The organism is Leclercia sp. LTM14 (assembly GCF_023736175.1).
GTDB lineage: Bacteria > Pseudomonadota > Gammaproteobacteria > Enterobacterales > Enterobacteriaceae > Enterobacter > Enterobacter barmai.
This window is the reverse complement of the sequence record NZ_JAIKTT010000002.1, coordinates 270,209-294,323: the sequence shown is the minus strand read 5'-3', so window position 1 is coordinate 294,323 and position 24,115 is coordinate 270,209. Positions and strand designations below refer to the sequence as shown.

At 59.4% G+C, this 24,115-nt stretch carries 21 protein-coding genes and 1 pseudogene; 16 read left to right on the top strand and 6 right to left on the bottom strand.

Annotated elements, in window-relative coordinates:
* Positions 1–6: 6 nt before the first annotated feature.
* On the bottom strand, positions 7–606 hold the full coding sequence (locus K5I40_RS05755) for an inorganic diphosphatase (RefSeq protein ID WP_039028742.1): 600 nt from the start codon (positions 604–606) through the stop codon (positions 7–9).
* Between the two features lie 267 nt (positions 607–873).
* Here K5I40_RS05755 and adhP point away from each other — a divergent pair, with 267 nt between their 5' ends.
* The 7 genes from adhP to K5I40_RS05720 all read left to right on the top strand — a co-directional run bounded on the left by adhP (position 874) and on the right by K5I40_RS05720 (position 9,218).
* The gene (adhP, locus tag K5I40_RS05750) at positions 874–1,884 is read left to right on the top strand and encodes an alcohol dehydrogenase AdhP (RefSeq protein WP_223074019.1); all 1,011 of its coding nucleotides are present in this window, start codon (positions 874–876) and stop codon (positions 1,882–1,884) included.
* Between the two features lie 226 nt (positions 1,885–2,110).
* On the top strand, positions 2,111–3,730 hold the full coding sequence (locus K5I40_RS05745; RefSeq protein ID WP_039028740.1) for a TIGR04028 family ABC transporter substrate-binding protein: 1,620 nt from the start codon (positions 2,111–2,113) through the stop codon (positions 3,728–3,730).
* Positions 3,731–3,740: 10 nt separating this feature from the next.
* Entirely contained in the window at positions 3,741–4,685 is a 945-nt protein-coding gene (locus K5I40_RS05740) for an ABC transporter permease (RefSeq protein WP_223074018.1), read from the top strand.
* Entirely contained in the window at positions 4,682–5,533 is an 852-nt protein-coding gene (locus K5I40_RS05735; RefSeq protein ID WP_223074017.1) for an ABC transporter permease, read from the top strand. Before K5I40_RS05740 ends, K5I40_RS05735 begins: the two co-directional genes overlap by 4 nt.
* The gene (locus K5I40_RS05730; protein WP_223074016.1) at positions 5,530–7,131 is read left to right on the top strand and encodes an ABC transporter ATP-binding protein; all 1,602 of its coding nucleotides are present in this window, start codon (positions 5,530–5,532) and stop codon (positions 7,129–7,131) included. The genes K5I40_RS05735 and K5I40_RS05730 overlap by 4 nt, the downstream gene beginning before the upstream one ends.
* A complete protein-coding gene (locus tag K5I40_RS05725) occupies positions 7,128–8,117 on the top strand; it encodes a putative FMN-dependent luciferase-like monooxygenase (protein ID WP_223074015.1) in 990 nt (329 codons plus the stop codon). Before K5I40_RS05730 ends, K5I40_RS05725 begins: the two co-directional genes overlap by 4 nt.
* Positions 8,118–8,126: 9 nt before the next feature.
* On the top strand, positions 8,127–9,218 hold the full coding sequence (locus tag K5I40_RS05720; RefSeq protein ID WP_223074014.1) for an alkylhydroperoxidase domain protein: 1,092 nt from the start codon (positions 8,127–8,129) through the stop codon (positions 9,216–9,218).
* Positions 9,219–9,366: 148 nt separating this feature from the next.
* Here the strand turns inward: K5I40_RS05720 and araJ are convergent, their stop codons facing one another.
* Positions 9,367–10,542, bottom strand: a complete 1,176-nt coding sequence (araJ, locus tag K5I40_RS05715) for an MFS transporter AraJ (RefSeq protein ID WP_223074013.1) — start codon at positions 10,540–10,542, stop codon at positions 9,367–9,369.
* A 200-nt stretch (positions 10,543–10,742) separates the two neighbouring features.
* Between araJ and ppk2 the strand changes: the two genes are divergently transcribed.
* The 3 genes from ppk2 (at position 10,743) to K5I40_RS05700 (ending at position 12,246) form a co-directional block, all read left to right on the top strand.
* Positions 10,743–11,561 carry a polyphosphate kinase 2 gene (ppk2, locus tag K5I40_RS05710; protein ID WP_039028733.1) on the top strand — a complete coding sequence of 273 codons (819 nt, stop codon included), beginning with the start codon at positions 10,743–10,745 and terminating at the stop codon, positions 11,559–11,561.
* A 173-nt stretch (positions 11,562–11,734) separates the two neighbouring features.
* Positions 11,735–11,923, top strand: a complete 189-nt coding sequence (locus K5I40_RS05705) for a hypothetical protein (protein ID WP_039028732.1) — start codon at positions 11,735–11,737, stop codon at positions 11,921–11,923.
* On the top strand, positions 11,923–12,246 hold the full coding sequence (locus K5I40_RS05700; RefSeq protein ID WP_039028731.1) for a CcdB family protein: 324 nt from the start codon (positions 11,923–11,925) through the stop codon (positions 12,244–12,246). The genes K5I40_RS05705 and K5I40_RS05700 overlap by 1 nt, the downstream gene beginning before the upstream one ends.
* A 99-nt stretch (positions 12,247–12,345) precedes the next feature.
* On the opposite strand, the gene fdnI is transcribed toward K5I40_RS05700, so the two are convergent.
* Genes fdnI through fdnG form a run of 3 tightly spaced genes read right to left on the bottom strand, consistent with a single transcriptional unit; the run spans position 12,346 to position 16,938 of the window.
* On the bottom strand, positions 12,346–13,002 hold the full coding sequence (gene fdnI, locus K5I40_RS05695; protein WP_039028730.1) for a formate dehydrogenase-N subunit gamma: 657 nt from the start codon (positions 13,000–13,002) through the stop codon (positions 12,346–12,348).
* Complete coding sequence (gene fdxH / locus K5I40_RS05690; RefSeq protein WP_138368982.1) at positions 12,995–13,879, bottom strand: formate dehydrogenase subunit beta; 885 nt, start codon at positions 13,877–13,879, stop codon at positions 12,995–12,997. Before fdxH ends, fdnI begins: the two co-directional genes overlap by 8 nt.
* Positions 13,880–13,890: 11 nt before the next feature.
* On the bottom strand, positions 13,891–16,938 hold the full coding sequence (fdnG, locus tag K5I40_RS05685; protein ID WP_223074012.1) for a formate dehydrogenase-N subunit alpha: 3,048 nt from the start codon (positions 16,936–16,938) through the stop codon (positions 13,891–13,893).
* Between the two features lie 219 nt (positions 16,939–17,157).
* Between fdnG and yddG the strand changes: the two genes are divergently transcribed.
* On the top strand, positions 17,158–18,045 hold the full coding sequence (gene yddG / locus K5I40_RS05680) for an aromatic amino acid DMT transporter YddG (protein WP_223074011.1): 888 nt from the start codon (positions 17,158–17,160) through the stop codon (positions 18,043–18,045).
* Between the two features lie 227 nt (positions 18,046–18,272).
* On the opposite strand, the gene K5I40_RS05675 is transcribed toward yddG, so the two are convergent.
* The gene (locus K5I40_RS05675; RefSeq protein WP_223074010.1) at positions 18,273–19,205 is read right to left on the bottom strand and encodes a LysR substrate-binding domain-containing protein; all 933 of its coding nucleotides are present in this window, start codon (positions 19,203–19,205) and stop codon (positions 18,273–18,275) included.
* 171 nt (positions 19,206–19,376) lie between these two features.
* Here K5I40_RS05675 and K5I40_RS05670 point away from each other — a divergent pair, with 171 nt between their 5' ends.
* The 5 genes and pseudogenes from K5I40_RS05670 (at position 19,377) to K5I40_RS05650 (ending at position 24,103) form a co-directional block, all read left to right on the top strand.
* Entirely contained in the window at positions 19,377–20,327 is a 951-nt protein-coding gene (locus K5I40_RS05670) for a branched-chain amino acid ABC transporter permease (RefSeq protein ID WP_039028724.1), read from the top strand.
* Positions 20,328–20,336: 9 nt separating this feature from the next.
* Positions 20,337–21,442: pseudogene (locus tag K5I40_RS05665) on the top strand (branched-chain amino acid ABC transporter permease).
* Positions 21,439–22,206: an ABC transporter ATP-binding protein gene (locus K5I40_RS05660; protein WP_223074009.1), complete on the top strand. Its 768-nt coding sequence runs from the start codon at positions 21,439–21,441 to the stop codon at positions 22,204–22,206. Before K5I40_RS05665 ends, K5I40_RS05660 begins: the two are co-directional and overlap by 4 nt.
* Positions 22,199–22,918 carry an ABC transporter ATP-binding protein gene (locus K5I40_RS05655; protein ID WP_223074008.1) on the top strand — a complete coding sequence of 240 codons (720 nt, stop codon included), beginning with the start codon at positions 22,199–22,201 and terminating at the stop codon, positions 22,916–22,918. The genes K5I40_RS05660 and K5I40_RS05655 overlap by 8 nt, the downstream gene beginning before the upstream one ends.
* Before the next feature lie 27 nt (positions 22,919–22,945).
* On the top strand, positions 22,946–24,103 hold the full coding sequence (locus K5I40_RS05650) for a branched-chain amino acid ABC transporter substrate-binding protein (RefSeq protein WP_223074007.1): 1,158 nt from the start codon (positions 22,946–22,948) through the stop codon (positions 24,101–24,103).
* The last annotated feature ends 12 nt before the right edge of the window (positions 24,104–24,115 follow it).

Here is a 24,115-nt window from a genome sequence, read left to right as displayed (position 1 = left end):
AATTGTTTATTTCGGTTGCTGCGTTTTCCAGGCATCCCATGCCTGTTTAATTTCCTGCTTCGCGGTGGCGGCATCGTTGAAGCCGTTCAGCTCCACCGATTTGCGCCCTTCCGGCAGCTGTTTATAAACGCGGAAGAACGACTCCAGGCGCTGCTGTTCAATTTTCGGCAGATCGCTTAACTCTTTAATGTCATCGTAGGTCGGATCGATTTTGCTGGCCGGCACGGCAACGATTTTGTCGTCCTTCTCGCCGCCGTCGATCATCTTCAACACGCCAATGGCGCGCAGCTTAATCAGGGTGCCCGGCGCCATCGGCGCGCGGGTATAGAAAATCACGTCCAGCGGATCGCCATCGCCCGCCAGGGACTGGGTCAGCGAGCCGTAGTTGGCCGGGTAAGCCACCGGCATCGACTGGAAACGGTCGGCAATAATAAAGCCGGTTTTGGCGTCAGTCTCGTACTTAATAATCCCGCCCGCAGGAATTTCGGTAACGGCGTAGAACTCTTCCGGGTTGTTATCAGGCTGTGGGAATTCGAGGATGTTTTGCGCCTGTACGGAAGCGGACAGAAGAACGCTCACTGCGAGAAGTTTTTTTACCAGATGCATTGTCTTTTTAACTCTTCGGTTATTGAGAAGACAACACCTTACGGGCTGGTTATGTCAGAAACATGACATATTTGCTGCAGAAATAATAACCACACAATTAGTGAAACCATTAATTTTCATGCGCGACCGAAGCCGCAAAATAGCAATTAAATTATTACATTATGTTGCTGCGACCTTGTCACATCCATTAAAAAACTTAATCCTTAATAGGTATATCGTCTTATCTAACCTGCATTGCAGATCCGCAATATGAAAATGGAGAAACATATGAAAGCTGCTGTCGTGACCAAAGACCATCAGGTAGAAGTGACCGAGAAAACCCTGCGCCCGCTGAAACACGGCGAAGCGCTGCTGAAGATGGAGTGCTGTGGCGTGTGCCACACCGATCTTCACGTAAAGAACGGCGATTTTGGCGATAAGACCGGGGTGGTCCTCGGACATGAAGGCATTGGTGTGGTGCAGGAGGTAGGCCCTGGCGTCGTCTCCCTTAAACCCGGCGATCGCGCAAGCGTGGCGTGGTTCTTCGAAGGCTGCGGTCATTGCGAATACTGCAACTCCGGCAACGAAACCCTGTGCCGTACCGTGAAGAACGCGGGCTACTCGGTGGATGGCGGTATGGCTGAAGAGTGCATCGTGACTGCCGATTATGCGGTAAAAGTGCCGGACGGACTGGACTCCGCCGCCGCGAGCAGCATCACCTGTGCCGGGGTGACGACCTATAAAGCCGTCAAAGTCTCGGAGATCAAGCCGGGCCAGTGGATCGCTATTTATGGCCTGGGTGGTTTGGGCAATCTGGCGCTGCAGTACGCGAAAAACGTGTTTAACGCCAAGGTGATCGCCGTGGACGTGAATGACGAACAGCTGAAACTCGCCGAAAGCATGGGTGCCGATCTGGTGGTTAACTCTCGTAACGAGGATGCCGCTAAATTCATTCAGGAAAAAACCGGTGGTGCCCACGCTGCGGTGGTCACGGCGGTGGCGAAAGTGGCCTTTAACTCCGCGGTGGATGCCGTTCGCGCCGGTGGCCGCGTGGTGGCAGTCGGCCTGCCGCCGGAAGCAATGAGCCTGGATATTCCGCGTCTGGTGCTTGACGGCATTCAGGTAGTGGGTTCGCTGGTCGGCACCCGTCAGGATCTGACCGAAGCCTTCCAGTTTGCCGCCGAAGGCAAAGTCGTGCCGAAAGTGGCGCTGCGTCCGCTGGGCGATATCAATGCCATCTTCAAAGAGATGGAACAGGGCCAGATCCGTGGCCGTATGGTGATTGATTTCCGTTCATAACGATCTTCCCTCTTCCTTATGGGGAGAGAGCGAACATCGCGGAATCAGCATGCATTACGCCGATCCGCTGGCAAAATTCGTTTAGCCCCACAAACCGCGCCACTCCCGGCGCGGTTTTTTATTGCCACTTTCCGCAAATCCTTAGCTCAATTCCTTTGTTCCCTTCTTTTCGGCCCCACCCGAAGATGCATTCGACGCTAACAAGAAGATTACAAAGGAATTCACTATGCAAACCCCATTTCGTCTGCCGCTGCTGACGGCTTTAATTCTTGCGACGACGGCGGCTTATGCTGCCGATACGCCGGTTAAGGGCGGCACGCTGGTCTATCTGGAGCAACAGGCCCACACCAACCTTTATCCCCCGGCGGGCGGGTTTTACCCCAACGGCGGGATCCTGAATCAGATCACCGACAAGCTCACCTGGCAGAACCCAAAGACGCTGCAGGTTGAGCCGTGGATCGCCGAAAGCTGGACCACCAACGCCGATAAAACCGAATACACCTTTAAGCTTCGCCCTGGCGTTACCTTCTCTGACGGCACGCCGCTGGACGCGAACGCGGTGGCGAAGAACTTCGATACCTACGGCAAAGGCAATAAGGCCCAGCGCCTGCCGGTGTCTGAAGTGATCAACAACTACGACCGCAGCGAAGTGATCGACCCGCTGACCGTAAAGTTCTACTTCAAAAAACCCTCGCCGGGCTTTTTACAGGGTACTGCGACCATCGGCTCCGGTCTGGTCTCTCTGAGCACCTTACAGCGTAACTTCGAGGCGTTGGGCGACGCGCGCCATATCATCGGCTCCGGCCCGTTCGTGGTGAAGGATGAGAAGCCCGGCCGGGAGGTGAATCTCCAGGCGCGTAAAGATTACGCCTGGGGCCCGAAAAACCTCGCCCAGCAGGGACCGGCGAATCTGGACGGCATTACTTATCTGGTCACGCCGGAAGACAGCGTTCGCGTCGGCGCACTGCTGGCGGGCCAGGCCGATTTTATCCGCCAGGTGCAGGCCTATGACGAAAAACAGGCCACCGACCAGGGGTATCACATCTACGCCGCCCCTACCCGCGGGGTGAACGACAGCATCAGCTTCCGCCCGGATAATCCGCTGGTAGCCGACGTGCGGGTGCGCCAGGCGCTGCTGCATGCCACCAACGCGAAACAGGTGGTGGAAACCCTGTTCTCACCCAACTATCCGCAGGCCAAATCGGTGATTGCCGACTCTGCCGCAGGCTATGTCGATCTGAGCGACAAACTGACCTTCGATCCGGCCAAAGCCAGCGCCCTGCTGGATGAAGCCGGGTGGAAAGCGGGCAGCGACGGCATTCGCGCCAAAGACGGCCAGCGTCTGGCCCTGACCATCTATGAGTCCCTGCCCCAGCCGCAAAACAAAGAGGTGTTACAGCTGGTCGCCCAGCAGTGGCGTCAGGTGGGCGTCGCCCTGAGCGTGAAGGCCGGTGACGCCGGAAGCCGCGTTATCGACAACCTCGACCCGCTAAAAACCCCGCTTACCGTGTCGGAAGTGGGCCGCGCCGACCCGGACGTGGTTAAGAGCATGTTCTACCCCAATAACCGCGACGCTCTGCTGCAAAAAGGCGGCTCCAGCGACAAGGTAAACAGCTTCCGCGATGACAAGCTCAACGAGCTGCTGGTGAACATCTCCGCTGAAGTGGATCCGCAAAAGCGCCTCCAACTGACCGGCGACGCCCAGCGCTATCTGCTGGATAACGCCTATGTGATCCCGATTTTCGAAGAGCCGCAGGTCTTTGCCGGTGCGCCGTGGCTGAAAGGGGTGAGTTTTGAAGCGGTCGGTCGCCCGTCGTTCTACGGCGCGTGGCTTGAGAAACACTAAGGAGGCAACGATGAGCCACTATCTGCTGCCACGGGCCGGGCTGGGGCTGCTGGTGTTATGGGCGGCGTTTACCCTGTCGTTTGTGCTGCTTCAGGTGCTGCCGGGAGATGCGGTGCTGATCAAGTTCCAGAACCCGGATCTGGGCCTGAGTCCGGCGCAAATCGAAGAGATGCGCATCGCCTACGGGGCCGACAGCCCGCTGTGGCAGCAGTATCTGCACACCCTGGGGGCGATGCTGCGCGGCGATTTTGGCTTCTCGGTGCAGGCGGGGTTGCCGGTGAGCGAGCTCATCATCACCAACCTGCCGGACACCCTGAGCCTGGCGCTGCCCGCCTTTGCGCTGGCGGTGGCGCTGGCCTTTGCCCTGGCGCTGGCCTCTCGCCTGCCAGGGCTGCGTTTTTTGAGTAACGCCATTCAGTCCCTGCCGGTGCTGTTTATCTCCCTGCCGACCTTCTGGTTAGGGATTGCCTCAATTCAGCTGTTTTCATTCCAGCTGCGGCTGATCCCGGTGATTAACCCAGGCCCGCTACAGGGGCTGATCCTGCCGATTATCACCGTCGCCATTCCGATCTCCGCCCCGCTGGCGCAGATCCTGATGCGCAGTCTGGATCAGGTCGCCGCCCAGCCGTTTGTAGCGGTAGCACGGGCCAAAGGGCTGAGCGAAACCGCCGTTCTCTGGCGTCACGTTACCGGCAATGCCCTGCTGCCGGTGCTGAATATCGCTGGCCTGCTGCTGGGCGAGCTGATCGCCGGGGCGCTGATCACCGAAACCGTCTTTGGCCGCAGCGGGCTGGGGATGCTGACCCAGCAGGCGGTCAATAACCAGGATATCGCCGTGTTACAGGCGGTGGTGATGATCTCCGCCCTCGGCTTTGTGTTGATTAACCTGCTGGTGGATCTGCTGATGCCGCTGTTCGATCCCCGGCTGAAAACCGTTACCGGAGGTGCTGTATGAGCCTTGTCGATTACGCCGCCGCAGCGCGCAGACGCGTGCCCGCCTGGGGGGCATTTCGCTGGCAGCCGGGGCTGTGGTTTGCCTGGGCGATTATTGCCGTCGCCGCGCTGGCGGCTATCGCACCGGATCTCTTTACCCACTTCAGCCCGATTGAAGGCATTCCCGGCGCGCAGCGCCTGGCACCGCAGGCCGGGTACTGGCTCGGCACCGATCAACTGGGACGCGATCTGTACACCCGCATCATCTATGGCGCGTCCCACTCGCTGAGCGCCGCCCTGGTGGCCGTGGCGATGGGGCTGATCGTGGGCACCGCCATCGGTGTGATTGCCGGGGCGTTCGCCGGACGGGTAGAGTCAGTGCTGATGCGTCTGGTGGACGTGCTGCTCGCTATCCCTTCGCTGCTGCTCTCCCTGACGGTGATTATTTTGCTCGGCTTTGGCACGGTGCATGCCGCCATCGCCGTTGGGGTGGCGTCCATCGCCAGCTTTGCCCGACTCGCGCGCGGTGAAGTGGTGCGCATCCGCCACACGGACTATGTCGAAGCGGCGTTTGGCAGCGGCGGCACCTTCTGGACGGTGCTGTGGCGTCACATTCTGCCCAACTCCCTGACCGCAGTGCTGGCCTTTGCCACCCTGCAGTTTGGTCAGGCGATCCTCGCCCTCTCGACCCTGAGCTTCCTCGGCTACGGCACCCCGCCGCCGATCCCGGAGTGGGGATTGCTGATTGCCGAAGGACGTAACTATCTCTCTACCGCCTGGTGGCTGACCACCCTCCCCGGCCTGGTGGTGATCGCCGTGGTGCTGGCCACCAACCGTATCAGTCGTCAGTTAAGCGGAGGTCGCTCATGACGGTTCTCTCTGTTGAAAATCTGACTATCAGCTACCGCACGGGCCGCCAGTGGCGCGAGGTGGTGCATAACGTCAGCTTTACCCTCGGGCGCGGCGAGATGCTGGCCTTTGTTGGCGAGTCCGGCTCCGGTAAAACCACCACCGCCCAGGCGATTATCGGCCTGCTGGCGGACAACGCCCGGCGCGACGGCGGCAGCATCCGTCTGAACGGCGAAGATCTCAGCCAGTGGTCGGCGAAACGGCTCAACAACCTGCGCGGGACGCGCATCAGCCTGGTGCCGCAGGATCCGGGTAACTCCCTCAACCCGGTGAAAACCATCGGTGCCCAGGTGGGGGAAATCATTCGCCTGCACCAGAAAATCAGCCCCGCCGCGTGCGACCAGCAGGTGCTGGCTCTGCTGACCAAAGTGGGTCTCAGCCATCCGGAACAGCGGATGAAGCAGTTTCCGCACCAGCTCTCCGGCGGGATGAAACAGCGGGTGTTGATTGCCATCGCCATCGCCCTGCGACCGGATGTGATTATTGCCGATGAACCCACCAGCGCGCTGGACGTGACGGTGCAAAAACGCATTCTCGATCTGCTGGACGTGCTGCGCCGGGAATCCGGTACGGCGGTGCTGTTTGTCACCCACGACCTGGCCCTGGCAGCCCAGCGCGCCGACCGGCTGCTGGTGTTTCGCCACGGCGAGGTGCAGGAGCACGGGGCTACCGCCGACGTGGTACGCGCCCCGCAGCACGCCTATACCCGCCAGCTGCTGAGCGATCTTCAGGGCCAGCGGTTAACCATTGCCCCGGTGGCGGGTCGTCCGCTGGCTTCGCCTGCGATCCGCGCCATCGATATCAGCAAACGCTTTGCGCTGGGTAAAGGCCATCAATTGCAGGCGCTGGATAACGTCAGCTTCGCCGTGCAGCGCGGCAGCACCCACGCGCTGGTAGGCGAGTCCGGCTCAGGCAAAACCACCCTTGCCCGCATCCTGCTGAGCTTTGAGCAGGCCGACCGGGGTCAGGTGATCATCGATGATATCGACGCCTCCACCCTCAGCCACGAGGCGCGACGTCAGCTGCGGCAGAAGATCCAGTTTGTTTATCAGAACCCCTTTGCCTCGCTGGATCCACGCCAGACGCTGTTTGAGATCATCGAGGAGCCGCTTAAAAATTTTGCGCCCGTCGACAAAGCAGAACGTGCCGCCCGGGTAGAGAACGTTGCCCGGCGGGTGGCCCTGCCGCCGGAGCTGTTAAGCCGCACCGCGCGGGAGTTGTCGGGCGGCCAACGCCAGCGCGTGGCTATCGCCCGGGCCTTAATTCTTGAGCCGACCATTCTGGTGCTGGATGAGGCCACCTCGGCGCTGGACGTCACCGTACAGGCGCAGATCCTCGCCCTGCTCCAGCAGCTTCAGCAGCAGCTGGGCCTGACCTATCTGTTCATCACTCACGATCTGGCAACCGTCCGGCGGATTGCCCACAGCGTGACGGTATTGCGCAGCGGCCAGGTGGTTGAACAGGGCGCGGTCGACACGCTTTTCGCCGCGCCGCAGGACAACTACACCCGCGAGCTGATCGACGCCATCCCCCATTTTTCACACAAGGAGTACGCATGACGCGTAAACGCCTGGGTTTCTTCACCCGACTGCTGGACGATGCCCCAGCCAAAGAACGTTATCGCCTGGCGACTGAGCAAATCCGCCATGCCGAGCGCTACGGTTTTGACAGCGCATGGATTGCCCAGCACCATTTCCACGAGCATGAAGGCGGCCTGCCGTCGCCGCTGGTATTTCTCGCCCACGTAGCGGCGCACACCACCCGCATTCGCCTGGGCACCGCCATTATCACCCTGCCGCTGGAGAACCCGCTGCGGGTGGCGGAGGACGCGGCGGTGCTGGATCTGCTGGCCGACGGGCGTCTCGAGGTCGGGTTTGGCTCCGGCGGCACGCCCACCTCGTTTTTGCCGTTCGGGCTGACCATTAACGAGCGGGCGGCGACCTTTGCTGACAACCTGCATCTGATCCAGAGCGCCTGGCGCGGGGACTCCCTGACCCATCCGGATAACCATCTCTATCCGCCCGCGCCCGGGCTGACGGAGCGGGTGTGGATCGCCACCTTTTCGGTGGAGGGCGCAGTACGGGCCGCACAGCAGGGTCACGGCCTGATGCTCTCCCGCACCCAGCCGCGCCCGGCGGATAACCTCTCCCTGACGCTGGATCAGATCCAGAACCCGATTATTGATGCCTATCTCGACGCCCTGCCGTCCGGCGTGGCCCCGCGCATTCTGGCCTCGCGCACCGCCTTTGTCGCCGACAGCGATGCCTATGCCCTGAAGGTGGCCGAACCGGGCCTTACCCGTCAGGCGCAGCAGCACGTGGCCGCCGGACACGCGCTTACTGGTGACACTGTCACGGATTATAGTCGCCAGTTCGATGCGCACATCGGCGCGCCGCAGACGGTGCTTGCCTCGCTGGCGAAGGATTCGGTACTGGCGCGCGTCACCGATATTTCATTCCAGGTGCACTCCGTAGAGCCGTCGCACCAGGACACGTTACGTTCGATTGAGTTAATTGCAGAGCAGATCGCCCCTCATCTTCTATAAGGAGTCACCATGGCATTAAGTCAGGATATTCTCGCCGAACTGGCGGAGATTGCCCCCGGTTCCCCACTGGAACAGGCGCGACAGACCCGGGATGCGGCAACGCGTCACGCTCAGGGGAGCTTCGAAACGTTATTCAGTCAGCAGGACGCCGACTTCGCGCTGGACGAGCGCTTTGCCGTGGCGGCAAAAGTGGCAAAATGGCACAACGCCGACGCGCTGGCAGCCCATTACGCCGGGTTTGGGCTGGCGGATCCCACCTCGGTGCGCCTGACGCCCGCCCTGACCTTTGCTCGTCTGCTCACCTTCTCGCCGGTCCAGGCGACGCCGGGGGCGATCAACGCCCTGACCCTGGCAGGCTGGAGCAAAGAAGGGATAGTCACCCTGGCGCAGCTGATCGCCTTTGTCAGCTTCCAGAGCCGCCTGATCGTAGGGTTACGTCTGCTCAATGACAAACCGGTGGCGGCAAGCGACGCCCCCGTGGTGGCGGGCCACTGGCACACCGTGCCGCTGACGAAAAACGGCAAAGCGGCGCCGGTGCAGTTCACCCAGCTGGAGCTGGGCTGGGAGCCGTGGCTGGCGCCAAAACCGCTGGCGGAATTTAGCGCCGAGGAGCAGGCGATCCTGGCGAAATTCGGCCATACCGATTCCGACTATTTCCGCCTGCTGGGGCGCAATCTGCCGGTGCTGGAGCAGCGCACGCTTACGGATAAAGGGATTTTCTATACGTCAGGCGGGCTGTCACGCGCCGAGCGGGAGCTGGCCGCCGCGGTCACCAGCAAGATCAACGGCTGTATTTACTGCGCCTCTGTCCATGCGCGTAAAGCCAGCCAGCTTTCTAAGGATAATGATGCGGTGGAAACGCTGCTGGCGGTGCAGCCCGGGGAGTCGCTGAGCGCCGGACAAACGCCGCGCTGGCAGGCAGGCATTGATTTTGCGGCCGCTCTCTCGGTGACGCCGCCCGCGGTGACGCCTGGGCATCTCGCCGGGCTGGAACGCGAGGGGCTGGATACCCTGGCCCAGCTGGACCTGGTGCAGTCCGCAGCGTTCTTTGCCTGGGCTAACCGCCTGATGTTAACCCTGGGGGAGCCGTCGCTTCCGTGAGGGGGTTTATGCCGGGTGGCGCTACGCTTACCCGGCCTACGTGACGGATCATGTTGTGCCCGCATTTTTGCCGGGTGGCGCTACGCTTACCCGGCCTACCAAACCCGTAGGCCCGTGCAAGCGCAGCGCCGCCGGGCGATTGGCGTGCTCAGGCTAACGCCTGCGCAGAGTCTCCCGACCGCCGGGCTTTCAAATACCCATAAACCAACAATGACGACATCGCCAGAAACGACAGCAGCGCCGCCGGTAACGTCACGTAACTCCAGCTGAAGCCGAGGGTAATCATCATCCCGCCAAAGTACGCTCCAATGGCGCTACCGAGGTTAAACGCCACCTGACCGCCTGCCGCGCCAAGCATCTCCCCGCCCTGCGCATTTTGCAGCAGCAGGATCTGCAGCGGTGCCGACAGCGCGAACAGCCCGGCACAGCAGATAAAGCCCATCCCCAGCGAGGCCGCAGGCAGATCGCCAAAGGCAAACAGCAGCAACAGGGAGAGCACAATCACCAGGTCGGTCATCGCCGCAATCCGCAGCGGACTGTAGCGCCCGGACAGCTTGCCGCTGAACAGGTTTCCCAGCACCATGCCAAGGCCCATCAGCATCATGATCGCGGTCATCATCCCTTCGGAAAAGCCGGACACGTTGAGCATAAACGGCTTCACGAAGCTGAACCACGCAAAGACCCCGGCGTTACCGAACATGGTGGCGGCAAAGATGAACCAGGGCTCAGGCTTTTTCAGAAAGTGAAACTGTTCACTCAGGCGGGTCTGCGATTTGTCGAACGTCTGCGGCACCCACAGGACGACAGAGAGCAGCACCAGCAGGTTAAACGCAGCGATCAGGAAGAAGGTATAGCGCCAGCTGAACTGGTGTCCAAGCCAGGTGCCCAGCGGCACGCCCGCCAGATTGGCCACCGTCATCCCGGCGATCATCCCCGCCACCGCCAGGGTCACTTTGCCCGGCGGCACAATGCGGGAAAGAATAATGGTGCCGACACCGAAGAACGCGCCGTGCGGAAAGCCCGAGACCAGCCGTCCAATCGCCAGCATGGTGTACGAAGTTGAAAAAGTGAAAATCGCATTGCCGATAAGACAAAGCGTCAACAGGAACAGCAGAATGGTTTTCAGCGAGAACTTGCTGGAAAAGATCGCGATAATCGGCGCGCCAATCACCACCCCAAAAGCGTAAAACGAAATCATATTTCCGGCCGAAGGAATGGAGATCCCCACGTCCCGCGCCAGCTCGGTGAGTACGCCCATAATGCCAAACTCGGCCATCCCCAGACCGAAGGTACCAAGTGCTAACGAAAAGACCGTCTTTTTCATACCACAACCACTTGTTAAAAAATTGCGACAGCCATTATTGAACAATCTTGTATGGTGAGCCAGTTCAAATCACCTCCCTGGCAGCTTCATCCATTATTTCGGGTGGAGTGTGAATATTTTCCACCACTCCGCCCAGCCCTGATTACACTTCAAAGTGTTATGTCACACCGTCCCGGTTGAATCCCAGAAAGGAACGCATCATGGCAGATAAAAAGAAGAGCAAAACCGTTGCGACGACCACGCCTCCCGCCCCTCTTAAACGCACGGAGTATGAAAAAGAGCTGCATCGCCTGCATGTGGAGCTGGTTAAGCTTCAGCGGTGGGTGGTCAGTAAAGGCCTGAAGGTCTGTATCGTTTTTGAAGGTCGCGACGGCGCGGGCAAAGGCGGCACGATTAAGGCTCTGACCGAACGCGTCAGCCCGCGCGTATTCCGGGTGGTGGCGCTGCCAGCCCCAACCGAAAAAGAGAAAAGCCAGCTCTATTTCCAGCGCTACGTGCCGCACCTGCCTTCAGCAGGAGAAATCGTCATTTTCGACCGCAGCTGGTACAACCGCGCGGGCGTGGAACGCGTAATGGGGTTCTGTACCGAAGAGCAGGTTGAAAAGTTCCTCGACGGAGCCCCTATCATCGAACGGGCGATGGTCGATGCGGGCATTATTCTGATCAAATACTGGCTGGAAGTGACGCCGAAAGAGCAGGAGCGCCGCCTGCGCGACCGCATCAACGACGGGCGCAAAACCTGGAAGCTCTCCCCGATGGATATCAAATCCTTCACGAAATGGGATGAGTACACCGAAGCGCGAGATGCCATGTTCGCCGCCACCGACACCGCCTGGGCTCCGTGGTTCGTCGCCCGCTCGGAAGATAAAAAGCGCGTGCGGCTGAATATTATCTCGCACCTGCTGTCGCAAATTCCGTATAAAGACCTACCGGAAGAAGAGGTTAAATTACCTAAGCGCAAAATCGGCAAAATTAAACCAACGGCTTATCCGTTCCGTTATATTAAAGAGAAGTTTTGAATATAACCTCCCGGTAAAACATCGGGAGGGATATTCACACTTATTATTCCAATTTTCAGAACGTTGCATTTGTCTGGACGCCGCCTCGCATTTTTTAAATTACCAGGCGAAACAGTATTGTTTTAAATTGTTGGCGATTGATAATGGCTGCACCAACAGAGGAGACAATAACAATGAAAGTGGATGCACCGCAAAAAACCGCCGTTAAAGAACACTTAACCGGCGTCACGCCGCGCCCGGCATTGACCCCGGAGGAACGAATCGAACAACGGAAACGCGATAAGGAATTCATGCGAGCTATGAATGAGTTTGTCGCGAAAGCAGGGTTGCTATCTGACGATCCTTTTTTCGGAGGGATCTAATGTGCTTCCAGTTTGACGTTTACCGTAATCCTTCGGCCAGAACCAGTGAATTACACCCTTATCTGATGGTGATTCAGCATGATTATTACGATGACCTGTCAACCCGTTTAATTCTGCCATTAAGTTACAGGAATAATCTTTCAGGACATATTAATCCGGCTTCTGCCGTCATTAATATCGATTTCCTGACGCTATTCATTAATACGCCTGGTATTACCAGCGTTGAGAAAAAGAAACTTACCAGTAAATATTATGTGACTAACATGCAGAGTGCGAGAACCCGGGTTGTTGCTGCCATTGATGCCTTAATCACCAACACCTGACCTCCCATAAAACCCGCTCCGAACCACAGCCCGGAGCGGGGGAACCTGACCCGTAGGGCCGCGCAAGCGCAGCGCCGCCGGGCACAGCAGGCGATGGGATTACTTCATTCCTTCACGACTCTCTTTCTGCGCTTCCATACGCTCTACGTCCCGGTACCAGCGGGGATGGTGTTTCTGCGCCCAGCGGCGGCTCACCTTCCCTTCGATCATCCCTTTAATCGAGCCCTTAACCCAGAAAGCCATATACATATGAATAAGAATGGCGTGGATCAAGATAATGGCCGACGTGGCGTGGATCAGCAGGCTGTAGCGCACCACCTGCATCGGGAAGTACTGCGCAAAGTACGGGCGCCAGATAATCACCCCGGTCACCAGCAGCACAAAGATCATGCTCATGATGGTCCAGAACATCATCTTCTGCCCGGCGTTGTATTTACCGACTCTGGCGACTTTATGCTCGTTGCCCTTCAGCACTTCAACAATGCCCTTCACCCAGGGAATATCCTGTTTATCGGGAATGTTGTGATGCACAAAACGCACAAACATAAACATCAGCGCCACGAAGATCAGCACGCCAAAGAACGGATGCAGAATACGTCCCATCTGCGGGGTGCCGAAAGTCTCCGTCAGCCACTGCAGGGTCGGGAAAAAGAACGAAATCCCCGACAGCGACACCAGGAAGAAGCAGATCACCACCGTCCAGTGACAGGCGCGGTCGATAAACTTCGTGCGCACAATCATCTTCGACTTACTCATGGTGCTCCTCCTCATCGTCATCCACCTCTTTGTTCGGCCCAATCCCAATGTAGTGATAAATAAGCCCGGCAAAGGTGGCGATAAAGCCCGCCGCCGAGAGCGGTTTCAGCGCCCCTTTCCACAGGTTGATGGAGGTATCGATAGCCGGATCCTTCGGCAAATTGTGATACAGCTCCGGCTGGTCGAGATGGTGCAGGACATACATCACGTGCGTCCCGCCCACGCCCTGCGGGTTATAAACCCCCGCACTGGCATAGCCGCGCGCTTTCAGCTTGTCGACGCGCTGCTGCGCCACTTCCAGCATCTCTTTCTTGGTACCGAAGTGAATGGCCCCGGTCGGACAGGTTTTCACGCAGGCCGGCTCCTGACCGACGCTGACGCGATCCACGCACAGGGTGCATTTGTAAACCCGGTTATCCTCTTTGCTGAGGCGCGGCACGTTGAACGGACACCCGGCGATGCAGTACCCACAGCCGATGCAGTTATCCTGCTGGAAATCCACGATGCCGTTGGCGTACTGAATGATCGCCCCGGCGGACGGACAGGCTTTCAGACAGCCCGGGTCCTCGCAGTGCATACAGCCATCTTTGCGGATCAGCCACTCCAGCTTGCCGTTCTGCTCGGTTTCGCTAAAACGCATCACCGTCCAGGATTTGGCGCTCAGATCGGCCGGGTTATCGTAAACACCGACGCAATGCCCCACCTCGTCGCGGATATCATTCCACTCGGAACAGGCCACCTGGCAGGCTTTACAGCCCACGCAGGAGGAGACATCGATAAGCTTTGCCACTTCCGCTTTGTAATCCCGCGCACGAGGCGCGGGGGTAAAGCCGTTGGTGGCGGAGCGTTTGATGACGTCTTGTGTTTCCATCGACATGTTTTCGCTCCTCAGGCTTTCTCGATGTTGACCAGGAACGCCTTGTACTCCGGCGTTTGCGAGTTGGAATCCCCGACCGCAGGCGTCAGGGTGTTGGCGATATAGCCCTTCTGCGCCACCCCTTCAAAGCCCCAGTGCAGCGGAATACCGACGGTTTCCACCTGCTGGCCGTGAACGTTCAGGGCCTGCAGGCGACGGGTCACCACCGCCACGGCGCGAATAAATCCACGCTGGCTGCTGACCTTAACGCGATCGCCGTTGGCAATGCCTTTGGCCTGCGCCAGGGTTTCGCTTATCTCCACAAACTGCTCCGGCTGGGCGATGGAGTTCAGTCGCGCATGCTTGGTCCAGGTGTGGAAATGCTCGGTCAGGCGATAGGTGGTGCCGACGTACGGGAATTTATCTTTCTTACCCATGCGCACAGCGTCTTCCTGGTACACACGTACTACCGGACTTGAGACTACGTTCGGGTGCAGCGGGTTAGTCCCGAGCGGCGTTTCCATCGGCTCGTAGTGTTCCGGGAACGGCCCTTCCGCCAGCTTGTCGATGGCGAACAGACGTCCCAGCCCTTCCGGCTGCATGATAAACGGCCCGGTGTTGCTGCCCGGCGCGGCGGTGTTGTAGTCCGGAATATCGTTCCCGGTCCACTTGCTGCCGTTCCACTGGATCAGCATCCGTTTCGGATCCCACGGCTTACCGTTGACGTCCGCCGAGGCGCGGTTGTAAAGCACGCGACGGTTCAGCGGCCACGCCCAGGCCCAGCCCAACGTATTGCCCAGCCCTGACGGGTCGGCATTGTCGCGGTTAGCCATCTGGTTGCCCTGTTCGGTCCAGCTCCCGGTGTAGATCCAGCACGACGACGCGGTAGTACCGTCATCACGCAGATGGGCAAAGCTGCTCAGCAGTTGGCCTTTCTTCGCAATCAGCACGCCGTTGGCGTCGTAGAGATCGGCCAGTGCACAGCCGTTGTTCTCTTTTGCCACCTCTTCGGACTCCGGGTGATCCGGCTGTTTGTAGTGCCAGTTCATGCGCAGCAGCGGCTCGACGCCTTTGCCGCCTTCGGTGCGGTACATCTCGCGCAGGCGATGGAAGATCCCGGCGAGGATTTCGCCGTCGTTGCGCGCTTCACCCGGCGCGTCCTGCCCCTTCCAGTGCCACTGCAGCCAGCGGCCGGAGTTGGCGATGGAGCCGTCCTCTTCCGCGAAACAGGTCGACGGCAGACGGAACACTTCGGTCTGAATCGAGGCGGGATCCACGTCGTTCATCTCACCGTGGTTCTGCCAGAAGGTCGAGGTTTCGGTCACCAGCGGGTCGATCACCACCATGTACTTGAGCTTGCTCAGGCTGGCGACAATCTTATTCTTATCCGGGAATGACGCCACCGGGTTAAAGCCCTGGCAGATGTAACCCATTACCTTGCCCTTCGCCATCATGTTGAAATACTTGATGACGTCGTAAGACTGATCCCACTTCGGCAGCCAGTTAAAGCCCCAGTCGTTCTCCTTCTGCGCCGCGTCGCCATAGAAGGATTTCATCAGGCTGACGAAGAACTTCGGATAGTTGCTCCAGTAGTTCACCTGGTCCGGCAGCGTCGCTTTCGGCGTACTGGCCGTCAGGTAGCTTTGCAGATCGGTCTGTTTCTCCGACGGCAGGGTCAGATAGCCCGGCAGGCTGGTCGACAGCAGCCCCAGATCGGTTAACCCCTGAATGTTCGAGTGACCGCGCAGGGCGTTCACCCCGCCACCGGCCATACCCATGTTGCCGAGCAGAAGCTGGATCATCGCCATGGTGCGGATGTTCTGCGCACCCACGGTGTGTTGCGTCCAGCCCAGCGCATAAAGGAACGTGGTGGTCCGGTCTGCGGCACTGGTGGAGGCCAGCACTTCGCACACTTTCAGGAAGTCGGCTTTTGGCGTTCCGCAGATGTTCTCCACCACCTCTGGCGTATAGCGGGAGACGTGCTGTTTCAGCAGGTTCCACACGCAGCGCGGATCGGTCAGGGTTTCATCGCGTTTCGCGTAGCCGTTCTCATCGAACTGATAGTTCCAGGAGGACTTATCGTACTGGCGTTTTTCGGCGTCATAGCCGCTGAACAGCCCGTCATCAAAGGCAAAGTCTTCCCGCACCAGCAGGTTAGCGTTGGTGTAGTGCTTAACGTACTCGGCGTTAATTTTATTGTTTTCAATCAGGTACAGCAGCACGCCGGAAAGGAACGTAATGTCCGTACCGGAGCGTATCGGCGCATAGATGTCCGCCACCGATGCCGTACGCGTAAAGCGCGGATCGACGACGATGAGCGTCGCATCGTTGTTGTTTTTCGCTTCCATCGCCCAGCGGAATCCCACCGGATGGGCCTCAGCGGCGTTACCGCCCATCACCACCACGACGTTGGCGTTTTTGATATCAACCCAGTGGTTGGTCATCGCACCGCGACCAAATGTTGGAGCAAGACTTGCTACCGTTGGTCCGTGTCAGACGCGCGCCTGGTTGTCTACTGCCAGCATGCCGAGTGAGCGCACAAATTTTTGCGTCAGCATGCCGGTTTCATTACTTGCCGCAGAAGCGCACAGCATCCCGGTTGAGAGCCAGCGGTTCACCGTCACGCCCTGCTCGTTGGTCTCGATGAAGTTGGCGTCTCGGTCGGCTTTCATCAGCTTCGCGATGCGCGTAAAGGCCTCATCCCAGGAGAGCCGCTGCCATTTGTCGGAGCCCGGCGCGCGGTATTCCGGGTAACGCAGACGGTTATCACTGTGGACATAATCCAGCAGGCCGGCCCCTTTCGGGCATAACGCCCCGCAGCTGACCGGATGATCGGCGTCGCCTTCAATATGGTAAATCGACTCTTTAGCGTTCTTCGCGCCATCACCCAGGCTATACATCAATAGCCCGCATCCCACGGAGCAGTATGTGCAGGTGTTACGGATCTCTTTGGCACGCAGCAACTTATAGTTGCGCGCCTGAGCCAGCGCCATTTTGGGGGCAAACCCCAGAGCAGCGACTGTTGTTCCGGCCATACCGCCCGCGCAGATTTTAAAAAACTGTCTGCGACTGACGTCCATCGTTGTCCTCGTTAGAAATTGAGAAGTCCGGCGGAAAACTAACAGCAAAGCCCCTGTTTTTTTGCGGCAAATCAATATCGCCGATCTTCGCCCTCTTAATAGTCAGCGCTGGCGGCTTTTACTAACGCTAAAGGGTTACTGCAGCGCAGATTAATTCGCGGAAGGTACTGAAACAGTGCTATAAATTTGCCCCTGAAATGTTTAGCCAGTGGAAAGATGATGGACAGAAAAAGAGCCACCCTGATCGGTCTGGCCGCGATTGTGCTCTGGAGCACGATGGTGGGTCTGATCAGAGGTGTCAGCGAGGGGTTAGGCCCGGTCGGGGGCGCGGCGGCAATTTATACGCTCAGTGGATTACTCTGTCTGGTAACGGTGGGCTTCCCCAACCTGCGTCGTTTCTCGCCCCGCTACCTGATTGCCGGCAGCGCGCTGTTTGTCAGCTACGAGATCTGCCTCGCCCTGTCGTTAGGCTATGCTGCCACCCGCCACCAGGCGATTGAAGTAGGAATGGTAAATTATCTCTGGCCGAGCCTGACCATCGTGTCTGCCATTTTATTCAACGGCCAGAAATCGACCCTGTGGGTGATCCCGGGTCTGATTATCGCCCTGCTGGGCGTCAGCTGGGTTTTGGGCGGCGAAAACGGGCTCAACCCGGCGGATATTATCCGCAACGTAGTCTCTAACCCGCTGAGTTACGGCCTCGCCTTTGCGGGGGCCTTTATCTGGGCGGCCTACTGCACCGTTACCAGCAAATACGCCAACGGCCAGAACGGGATCACGCTGTTTGTGCTGCTGACGGCGCTAACCCTGTGGCTGAAATACGCCTTCAGCGATCAGCCCGAGATGGTGTTTAGCGTGCCGGTGGTGATCAAACTCCTGATGTGCGGCGTGGCGCTGGGGTTTGGTTATGCGTCGTGGAATATTGGTATTTTACACGGCAACGTGACGCTGCTGGCGGCGGCGTCCTATTTTACCCCGGTGCTGTCGGCAGCACTGGCGGCCGTGCTGCTCAACGCCCCGCTGTCGTTTAGTTTCTGGCAGGGTGCGATGCTGGTGTGTGCGGGGTCGCTGTTGTGCTGGTATGCGACCAGGTCGCGGGTGGGTTGACGTTTCTGCGGCCTGCAACGCCGGGCGGCGCATGCGCTTGCCCGGCCTACAGGTTTCGTAGTTTCGTAGGCCGGGTAAGGCGAAGCCGCCACCCGGCGTTTTACCCCGGCATTCCCGGTCACAGATAATGGTCCCTCTTTCGTAGGCCGGGTAAGGCGAAGCCGCCACCCGGCAAGGGGGCAACGCCGGGCGGCGCATACGCTTGCCCGGCCTACATTACGGTGTATCTATTCCTGCTCCGCCGCCCGCCTCAACCAGCTCTGCAACAACTTCCCGTCCTGGGTCATCTCTCCGTCCTGGCGCACGCACAGGTAATAATCCCGGCCATCATCAATCGGTAAATCGAAAATCTTCACCAGCTCGCCGCTCTCCAGATATGGAGCGATCAGCGGCTCGCGCATCAGGGCGCAGCCCAGCCCTGCCTGAACCCCCGCCAGGGTTAAAAGCCCATCCTCGAACATCGGGCCGCTGCGGCGCGGCGGGCGTTTTACCCCCTGCTGAACAAACCACTGCTGCCAGGTCACACGCTCCTCATCGTGCAGCAGCGGCATCTGCAACAGTTGTTCCGGGGTGTCGATATGGCCATGCAGGCGCAAAAACGCCCGGCTACAGACCGGCACCATCTGCCCGGAGATCAGCTTTTCGCTCTGGTATCCCGCCCACTGACCGTTGCCAAAGCGGATGGACATGTCCGAGGCGTCGCTCAGATAGTTGCGATGATTGGCGTAAACCACATTAATCTCGGTCTGCGGGTTAGCGCGCATAAAGGCAGGCAGACGCGGGATAAACCACCCCATCCCAAACAGCGGGATCAGGCTGATAGTGACCTGGCGGGTCTGTACCTGCTCCACCAGATGCTCTGTGGCCTGGCGCAGCACGTTAAACGCCGCGCGGATCGAGCGGTAATAGTCCCGGCCCTGCTGGCTGAGGATCAGCCTGCGCCCCTGCCGCTCGGTCAGCGGCATCTGTAAGTACCCTTCCAGCACCTTCAGCTGATGGCTCACCGCCGACGGCGATATCGCCAGCTCCTGCGCCGCAAGCGTCACGCTACCCAGCCGGGCAATCGCCTCGAAAGCCCGTACCGCCCGCAGGGGTGGATCGTTCGCCAGTCGGCTCTCGGCAAAGGCCGGTAAACCCATTGATTGTTCTGTTTTATTCATATGTTGATCTGTTGTGGATAATCAGGTGAATCAGCCATTTATCATCATCTTTAAAATCAATCAGATAAAGCAAGCTCCAGATGTCATAAGAAAGAATATATGCGTATTTCACAATTTAATTCAATTAATAGATGTTATCCGCTGAAAAGAGCAATTTGTCGGGTAATAACGTTGGACACACTCATACAACAACTGATCAACGGCGTGATGCTGGGCAGCATCTACGCGCTGATCGCGCTGGGCTATACCATGGTGTATGGCATCTTGCGCATTATTAACTTCGCCCATGGCGATATTTTGATGGTCGGCGCGCTGACCACCCTGTCGGGGCTGAATGTGCTGAACAGCCATTTCCCGGCCATGCCTCAACTGCTACAGCTCGGCTTTGCGCTGCTGATCGCCATGGCGGTCTGCGCCCTGCTGGCGATGGCCGTTGAACGCTTTGCCTATCGTCGCCTGCGCAACGCGCCGCGTCTGGCGCCGCTGATCTCCGGGATTGGGGTGTCGGTGCTTCTGCAAACCGTAGCGATGGTGATCTGGACGCGTAACCCGCTGATGTTCCCGCAGATCCTGCCGATGGACCCGATTGCCGTCACCGCGGGCAGCGAGGCGCATCCGCCCGCCATCATTACCGTTACCGGCATCGTCACCGTGGCGCTGGCCCTGATCGTCATGACCGCGCTCTGGCTGCTCGTGGAGTACACCCGCCTCGGACGCGGCATGCGCGCGGTGGCCGAAAACCCGCGCGTCGCCACCCTGATGGGCGTCAATCCGAACGCCATCATCACGCTCACCTTCGCTATTGGCGGTATTTTTGCCGCGCTCGCCGGGGTGATGATGGCCAGCAACTACGGCAACGCCAGCTTCTCGATGGGCTTCCTGCCCGGCATTAAAGCCTTTACCGCGGCGGTGCTCGGCGGCATCGGCAATATTCGCGGGGCGATGATTGGCGGGATCCTGCTCGGGATTATCGAAGCGCTGGGCGCCGGATATCTCGGCGAACTGACTCATGGCGTGTTCGGAAGTAATTACCAGGACGTCTTCGCCTTTATCGTGCTGATTCTGGTACTGGTCTTCCGTCCGGCGGGCCTGCTGGGCGAGCGCGTGGCGCACAGGGCATAAGGGAAAATCATGACTGCTATTGAAATCAAAACGCCTGCGGCCAGCCGTAAATTCTGGTCCGGCATGACGCTGTTCGTGCTTGCCCTGCTGCTTGCGCCGGTTATCGCCACCCAACTGGGCGGCAACTACTGGGTGCGGGTGATCGACTTCGCCCTGCTCTACATCATGCTGGCGCTGGGGCTGAATATCGTGGTGGGCTACACCGGCCTGCTGGATATGGGCTTTATCGCCTTTTACGCCGTCGGTGCCTATCTGGCGGCGCTGCTGGCCTCGCCGCATCTGGCGGAGGTGTTCCCGATCCTCAACGTCTGGTTCCCGGACGGGCTGCATACCTCTTATCTGCTGATTATCCCCATCGCGGCGCTGGTCGCGGCGGTGTGCGGCATTCTGCTGGGTGCGCCGACGCTGAAGCTGCGCGGCGATTACCTGGCAATCGTGACCCTCGGCTTCGGGGAGATCATCCGCATTCTGATGCGTAACCTCGACCGCCCGGTGAACATCACCAACGGCGCGAAAGGCATTACCGGCGTCGATACCCTGAACCTGTTCGGCCTCAAGTTCAGCGGCGTTTACCACTGGTTCGGCTTCAAGGTGCCCGCCCTGTGGCTGTGGTACTACCTGCTGATGCTGGTGATTGTGGGGATTATTTTCGTCTGCCTGCGCCTGCAGCACTCCCGCATTGGCCGGGCCTGGCACGCCATCCGCGAAGATGAAGACGTCGCCCGGCGATGGGCATCAACGTGCGCAACTTTAAGCTGCTGGCCTTTGCCATGGGCGCCTCCTTTGGTGGCGTGGCGGGCGCGCTGTTTGGTGCCTTCCAGGGCTTTGTCTCCCCGGAGTCCTTCATCCTGCAGGAGTCCATCGCGGTGCTGGCGATGGTGGTGTTGGGCGGGATGGGCCATATCCCTGGCGTGATCCTCGGCGCGGTGCTGCTGACCGCCCTGCCGGAACTACTGCGCAGCCAGGCGGCCCCGGTTCAGCAGGCGCTGTTTGGCTCGGTGCTGATTGACCCGGAGATCCTTCGTCAGCTGTTCTACGGCCTGGCGCTGGTTCTGGTGATGCTGGTTCGCCCGTCGGGCATCTGGCCGGTCCGTCATAAGGAGATGAAAGCATGAGCCTGTTAACCGTGCGCAACATGTCCAAACGCTTTGGCGGCCTTACCGCCGTGGACAACGTCTCGCTCTCCATTAATAAGGGTGAGATCTACGGTCTGATCGGCCCTAACGGCGCGGGCAAGACTACCTGCTTTAACCTGATCACCGGCCTCTACCCGGCGGACAGCGGGGAGTTTGCCATTGCCGATAAAGCCTATTTCCCGACGCAGATCGAGAAAGTGACCGCCGCAGGGATAGCCCGCACCTTCCAGAACGTGCGTCTGTTTAACGAGATGTCGGTACTGGAGAACGTGATGGTCGGTCGCCACGTCCGCACCCGCAACGGGCTGTGGGCGGCGCTGAGTCGGCACAAGCGCGCCCGGGAAGAAGAGGCGCAGACGCTTGAGCAGGCCTGGCACTGGCTGGAGTACACCGGCATCGCAAAGTTCGCCTACTACCGCGCCTGCGACCTGGCCTACGGTCATCAGCGTCGGCTGGAGATCGCCCGGGCCCTGGCCACCGATCCGCTGTTGCTGGCGCTGGATGAACCCGCCGCCGGGATGAACGCCGCAGAAAAAGTCGCGCTGGGGGAACTGCTGACCCGCATTCGTGACGACGGGAAAACGCTGCTGATGATTGAACACGACGTCAAGCTGGTGATGGGCATTTGCGATCGCCTGACGGTACTGGATTACGGCAAAACCCTGGCCAGCGGCACGCCGGACAGCGTGCGCCGCGACCCGGCGGTGATCGCCGCCTGGCTTGGAGGCAATGCCCATGTCTGAATTACTGAAAGTGGAACGTCTGGACGTGCATTACGGCGGTATCCAGGCGGTGCGGGACGTCTCCTTTACCCTGCGCGAAGGTGAACAGGCCACGCTGATTGGCGCGAACGGCGCGGGTAAAAGCTCCACCGTGCGGGCCATCACCGGGCTGGAGCGTTTTGGCGGCAACATCGAATTTAAGGGCCAGCCGGTACGCAAGCAGAAAGCCGAAGCGCTGCTGCGCGACGGGCTGGTGATGGTCCCGGAAGGACGCGGCATCTTCGCCCGCATGACGGTACTGGAAAACCTGCAGATGGGGGCCTGGCTCCGGCGTGACACTGTCACGGTGAAGCAAGAGATGAACGAGATTTTCGTACGCTTCCCGCGCCTGGGCGAACGCCAGCACCAGCTGGCCGGGCTGCTCTCCGGCGGGGAGCAACAGCTCTTAGCCCTTAACCGCGCCCTGCTCAGCCGTCCACGCCTGCTGATCCTCGATGAACCTTCGATGGGCCTCGCGCCCAAAATGGTCGAGAACATATTTGCGGTCATCGCCGGGCTGCGCGAGCGCGGCGTGGCTTTGTTGCTTATCGAGCAAAACGCCCGGCTGGCGCTTGAGGTGACCGACCAGGCCTGGGTAATGGACAGCGGCAGCATCGTCCATCACGGCGAGTCCAAGGCGATGCTCGAAGACGACCAGATTGCACAGATTTATTTGGGCGAAATGCCCGCTTAACACACCAACCAATATCAGGGAAAAACAATGAAAAGCATAAAAATCAGTGCGCTCAGCGCCGCCATTCTGCTCAGCGGGTTTGCTTCAACAGCGGCCTGGGCCGCCGATAGCGAAACCGTGGTGATCGGCCTGGCGGGCCCGCTGACCGGCCCGTCTGCCCGTATCGGTAAAGATCTGGAGAACGGTGCGCAGCTGGCAATTGACGACATCAACAAGCAGCACCCGATCATCGGCGGCAAGGCGGTGACCTTCAAGCTGCAGTCTGAAGATGACCAATCGGATCCGCGCACCGCCGTGGCCGTGGCGCAGCGCCTGGTGGACAGCGGCGTAGCGGGCGTGGTCGGCCACTGGAACACCGGGACCAGCATTCCGGCGGCGCGTGTTTATCACGATGCCGGTATTGCCCAGGTCGCGCCGGTCGCCACCGGTCATGCCTATACAAAACAGGGCTTTGACACCAGCTTCCGCGTGATGGGCCACGACGATGATGGCGGCCAGTTTGCCGGGCAGTACGCCATCAACACCCTGAAAGCGAAACGCATCGCGGTGATCGACGACCGTACCGCCTTTGGTCAGGGTCTGGCGGACGAGTTTATTAAATCGCTGGAAGCGCAGGGCGTGAAGATTGTCGACCGTCAGTACGTTGACGACAAGACCGTCGATTTTAGCGCCGTATTGACCGCCATTCGCAGCAAAAACGCCGACCTCATCTTCTTCGGCGGCGTGGACAGCCAGGCAGCACCGCTGGCGCGTCGTATCAAGCAGCTGGGCATGAACACCACCCTGATGGGCGCAGGCGGCTTTGTCAGCCAGACCTTCCTCCAGCTGGCGCAGAAAGAGGGTGAAGGCGTTGTCGCGCTGGAGCCGGGCCTGCCGGTGGATCAGATGCCGGGCGGCAAAACCTTCGAGCAGGCGTATCAGTCCCGCTACCACACCCATATCGAGCTCCACGCTCCGTTCGCCTACGACGCAACCCGCGTGCTGGTGGCGGCAATGGAGAAAGCTGACTCGGTTGATCCTTCAGAGTACCTGCCTGCCCTGCGCGCCATCAGCTACTCCGGCGTCACCGGGCAGATCGCCTTTGACGCTCAGGGCAACCTGAAAGCGCCGTCGTTCACCGTCTATAAAGTGGTCGATGGAAAATGGCAGCCGCAAACCGTGCTCGGCGGCGCAAAAGCTAAATAACGCAGTGAGGCA

Bases quoted from the DNA above. Each gene is read 5' to 3' on its own strand.
- K5I40_RS05755 (WP_039028742.1), bottom strand. From the start codon at position 606: ATGCATCTGGTAAAAAAACTTCTCGCAGTGAGCGTTCTTCTGTCCGCT.
- adhP (WP_223074019.1), top strand. From the start codon at position 874: ATGAAAGCTGCTGTCGTGACCAAAGACCATCAGGTAGAAGTGACCGAG.
- K5I40_RS05745 (WP_039028740.1), top strand. From the start codon at position 2,111: ATGCAAACCCCATTTCGTCTGCCGCTGCTGACGGCTTTAATTCTTGCG.
- K5I40_RS05740 (WP_223074018.1), top strand. From the start codon at position 3,741: ATGAGCCACTATCTGCTGCCACGGGCCGGGCTGGGGCTGCTGGTGTTA.
- K5I40_RS05735 (WP_223074017.1), top strand. From the start codon at position 4,682: ATGAGCCTTGTCGATTACGCCGCCGCAGCGCGCAGACGCGTGCCCGCC.
- K5I40_RS05730 (WP_223074016.1), top strand. From the start codon at position 5,530: ATGACGGTTCTCTCTGTTGAAAATCTGACTATCAGCTACCGCACGGGC.
- K5I40_RS05725 (WP_223074015.1), top strand. From the start codon at position 7,128: ATGACGCGTAAACGCCTGGGTTTCTTCACCCGACTGCTGGACGATGCC.
- K5I40_RS05720 (WP_223074014.1), top strand. From the start codon at position 8,127: ATGGCATTAAGTCAGGATATTCTCGCCGAACTGGCGGAGATTGCCCCC.
- araJ (WP_223074013.1), bottom strand. From the start codon at position 10,542: ATGAAAAAGACGGTCTTTTCGTTAGCACTTGGTACCTTCGGTCTGGGG.
- ppk2 (WP_039028733.1), top strand. From the start codon at position 10,743: ATGGCAGATAAAAAGAAGAGCAAAACCGTTGCGACGACCACGCCTCCC.
- K5I40_RS05705 (WP_039028732.1), top strand. From the start codon at position 11,735: ATGAAAGTGGATGCACCGCAAAAAACCGCCGTTAAAGAACACTTAACC.
- K5I40_RS05700 (WP_039028731.1), top strand. From the start codon at position 11,923: ATGTGCTTCCAGTTTGACGTTTACCGTAATCCTTCGGCCAGAACCAGT.
- fdnI (WP_039028730.1), bottom strand. From the start codon at position 13,002: ATGAGTAAGTCGAAGATGATTGTGCGCACGAAGTTTATCGACCGCGCC.
- fdxH (WP_138368982.1), bottom strand. From the start codon at position 13,879: ATGTCGATGGAAACACAAGACGTCATCAAACGCTCCGCCACCAACGGC.
- yddG (WP_223074011.1), top strand. From the start codon at position 17,158: ATGGACAGAAAAAGAGCCACCCTGATCGGTCTGGCCGCGATTGTGCTC.
- K5I40_RS05675 (WP_223074010.1), bottom strand. From the start codon at position 19,205: ATGAATAAAACAGAACAATCAATGGGTTTACCGGCCTTTGCCGAGAGC.
- K5I40_RS05660 (WP_223074009.1), top strand. From the start codon at position 21,439: ATGAGCCTGTTAACCGTGCGCAACATGTCCAAACGCTTTGGCGGCCTT.
- K5I40_RS05655 (WP_223074008.1), top strand. From the start codon at position 22,199: ATGTCTGAATTACTGAAAGTGGAACGTCTGGACGTGCATTACGGCGGT.
- K5I40_RS05650 (WP_223074007.1), top strand. From the start codon at position 22,946: ATGAAAAGCATAAAAATCAGTGCGCTCAGCGCCGCCATTCTGCTCAGC.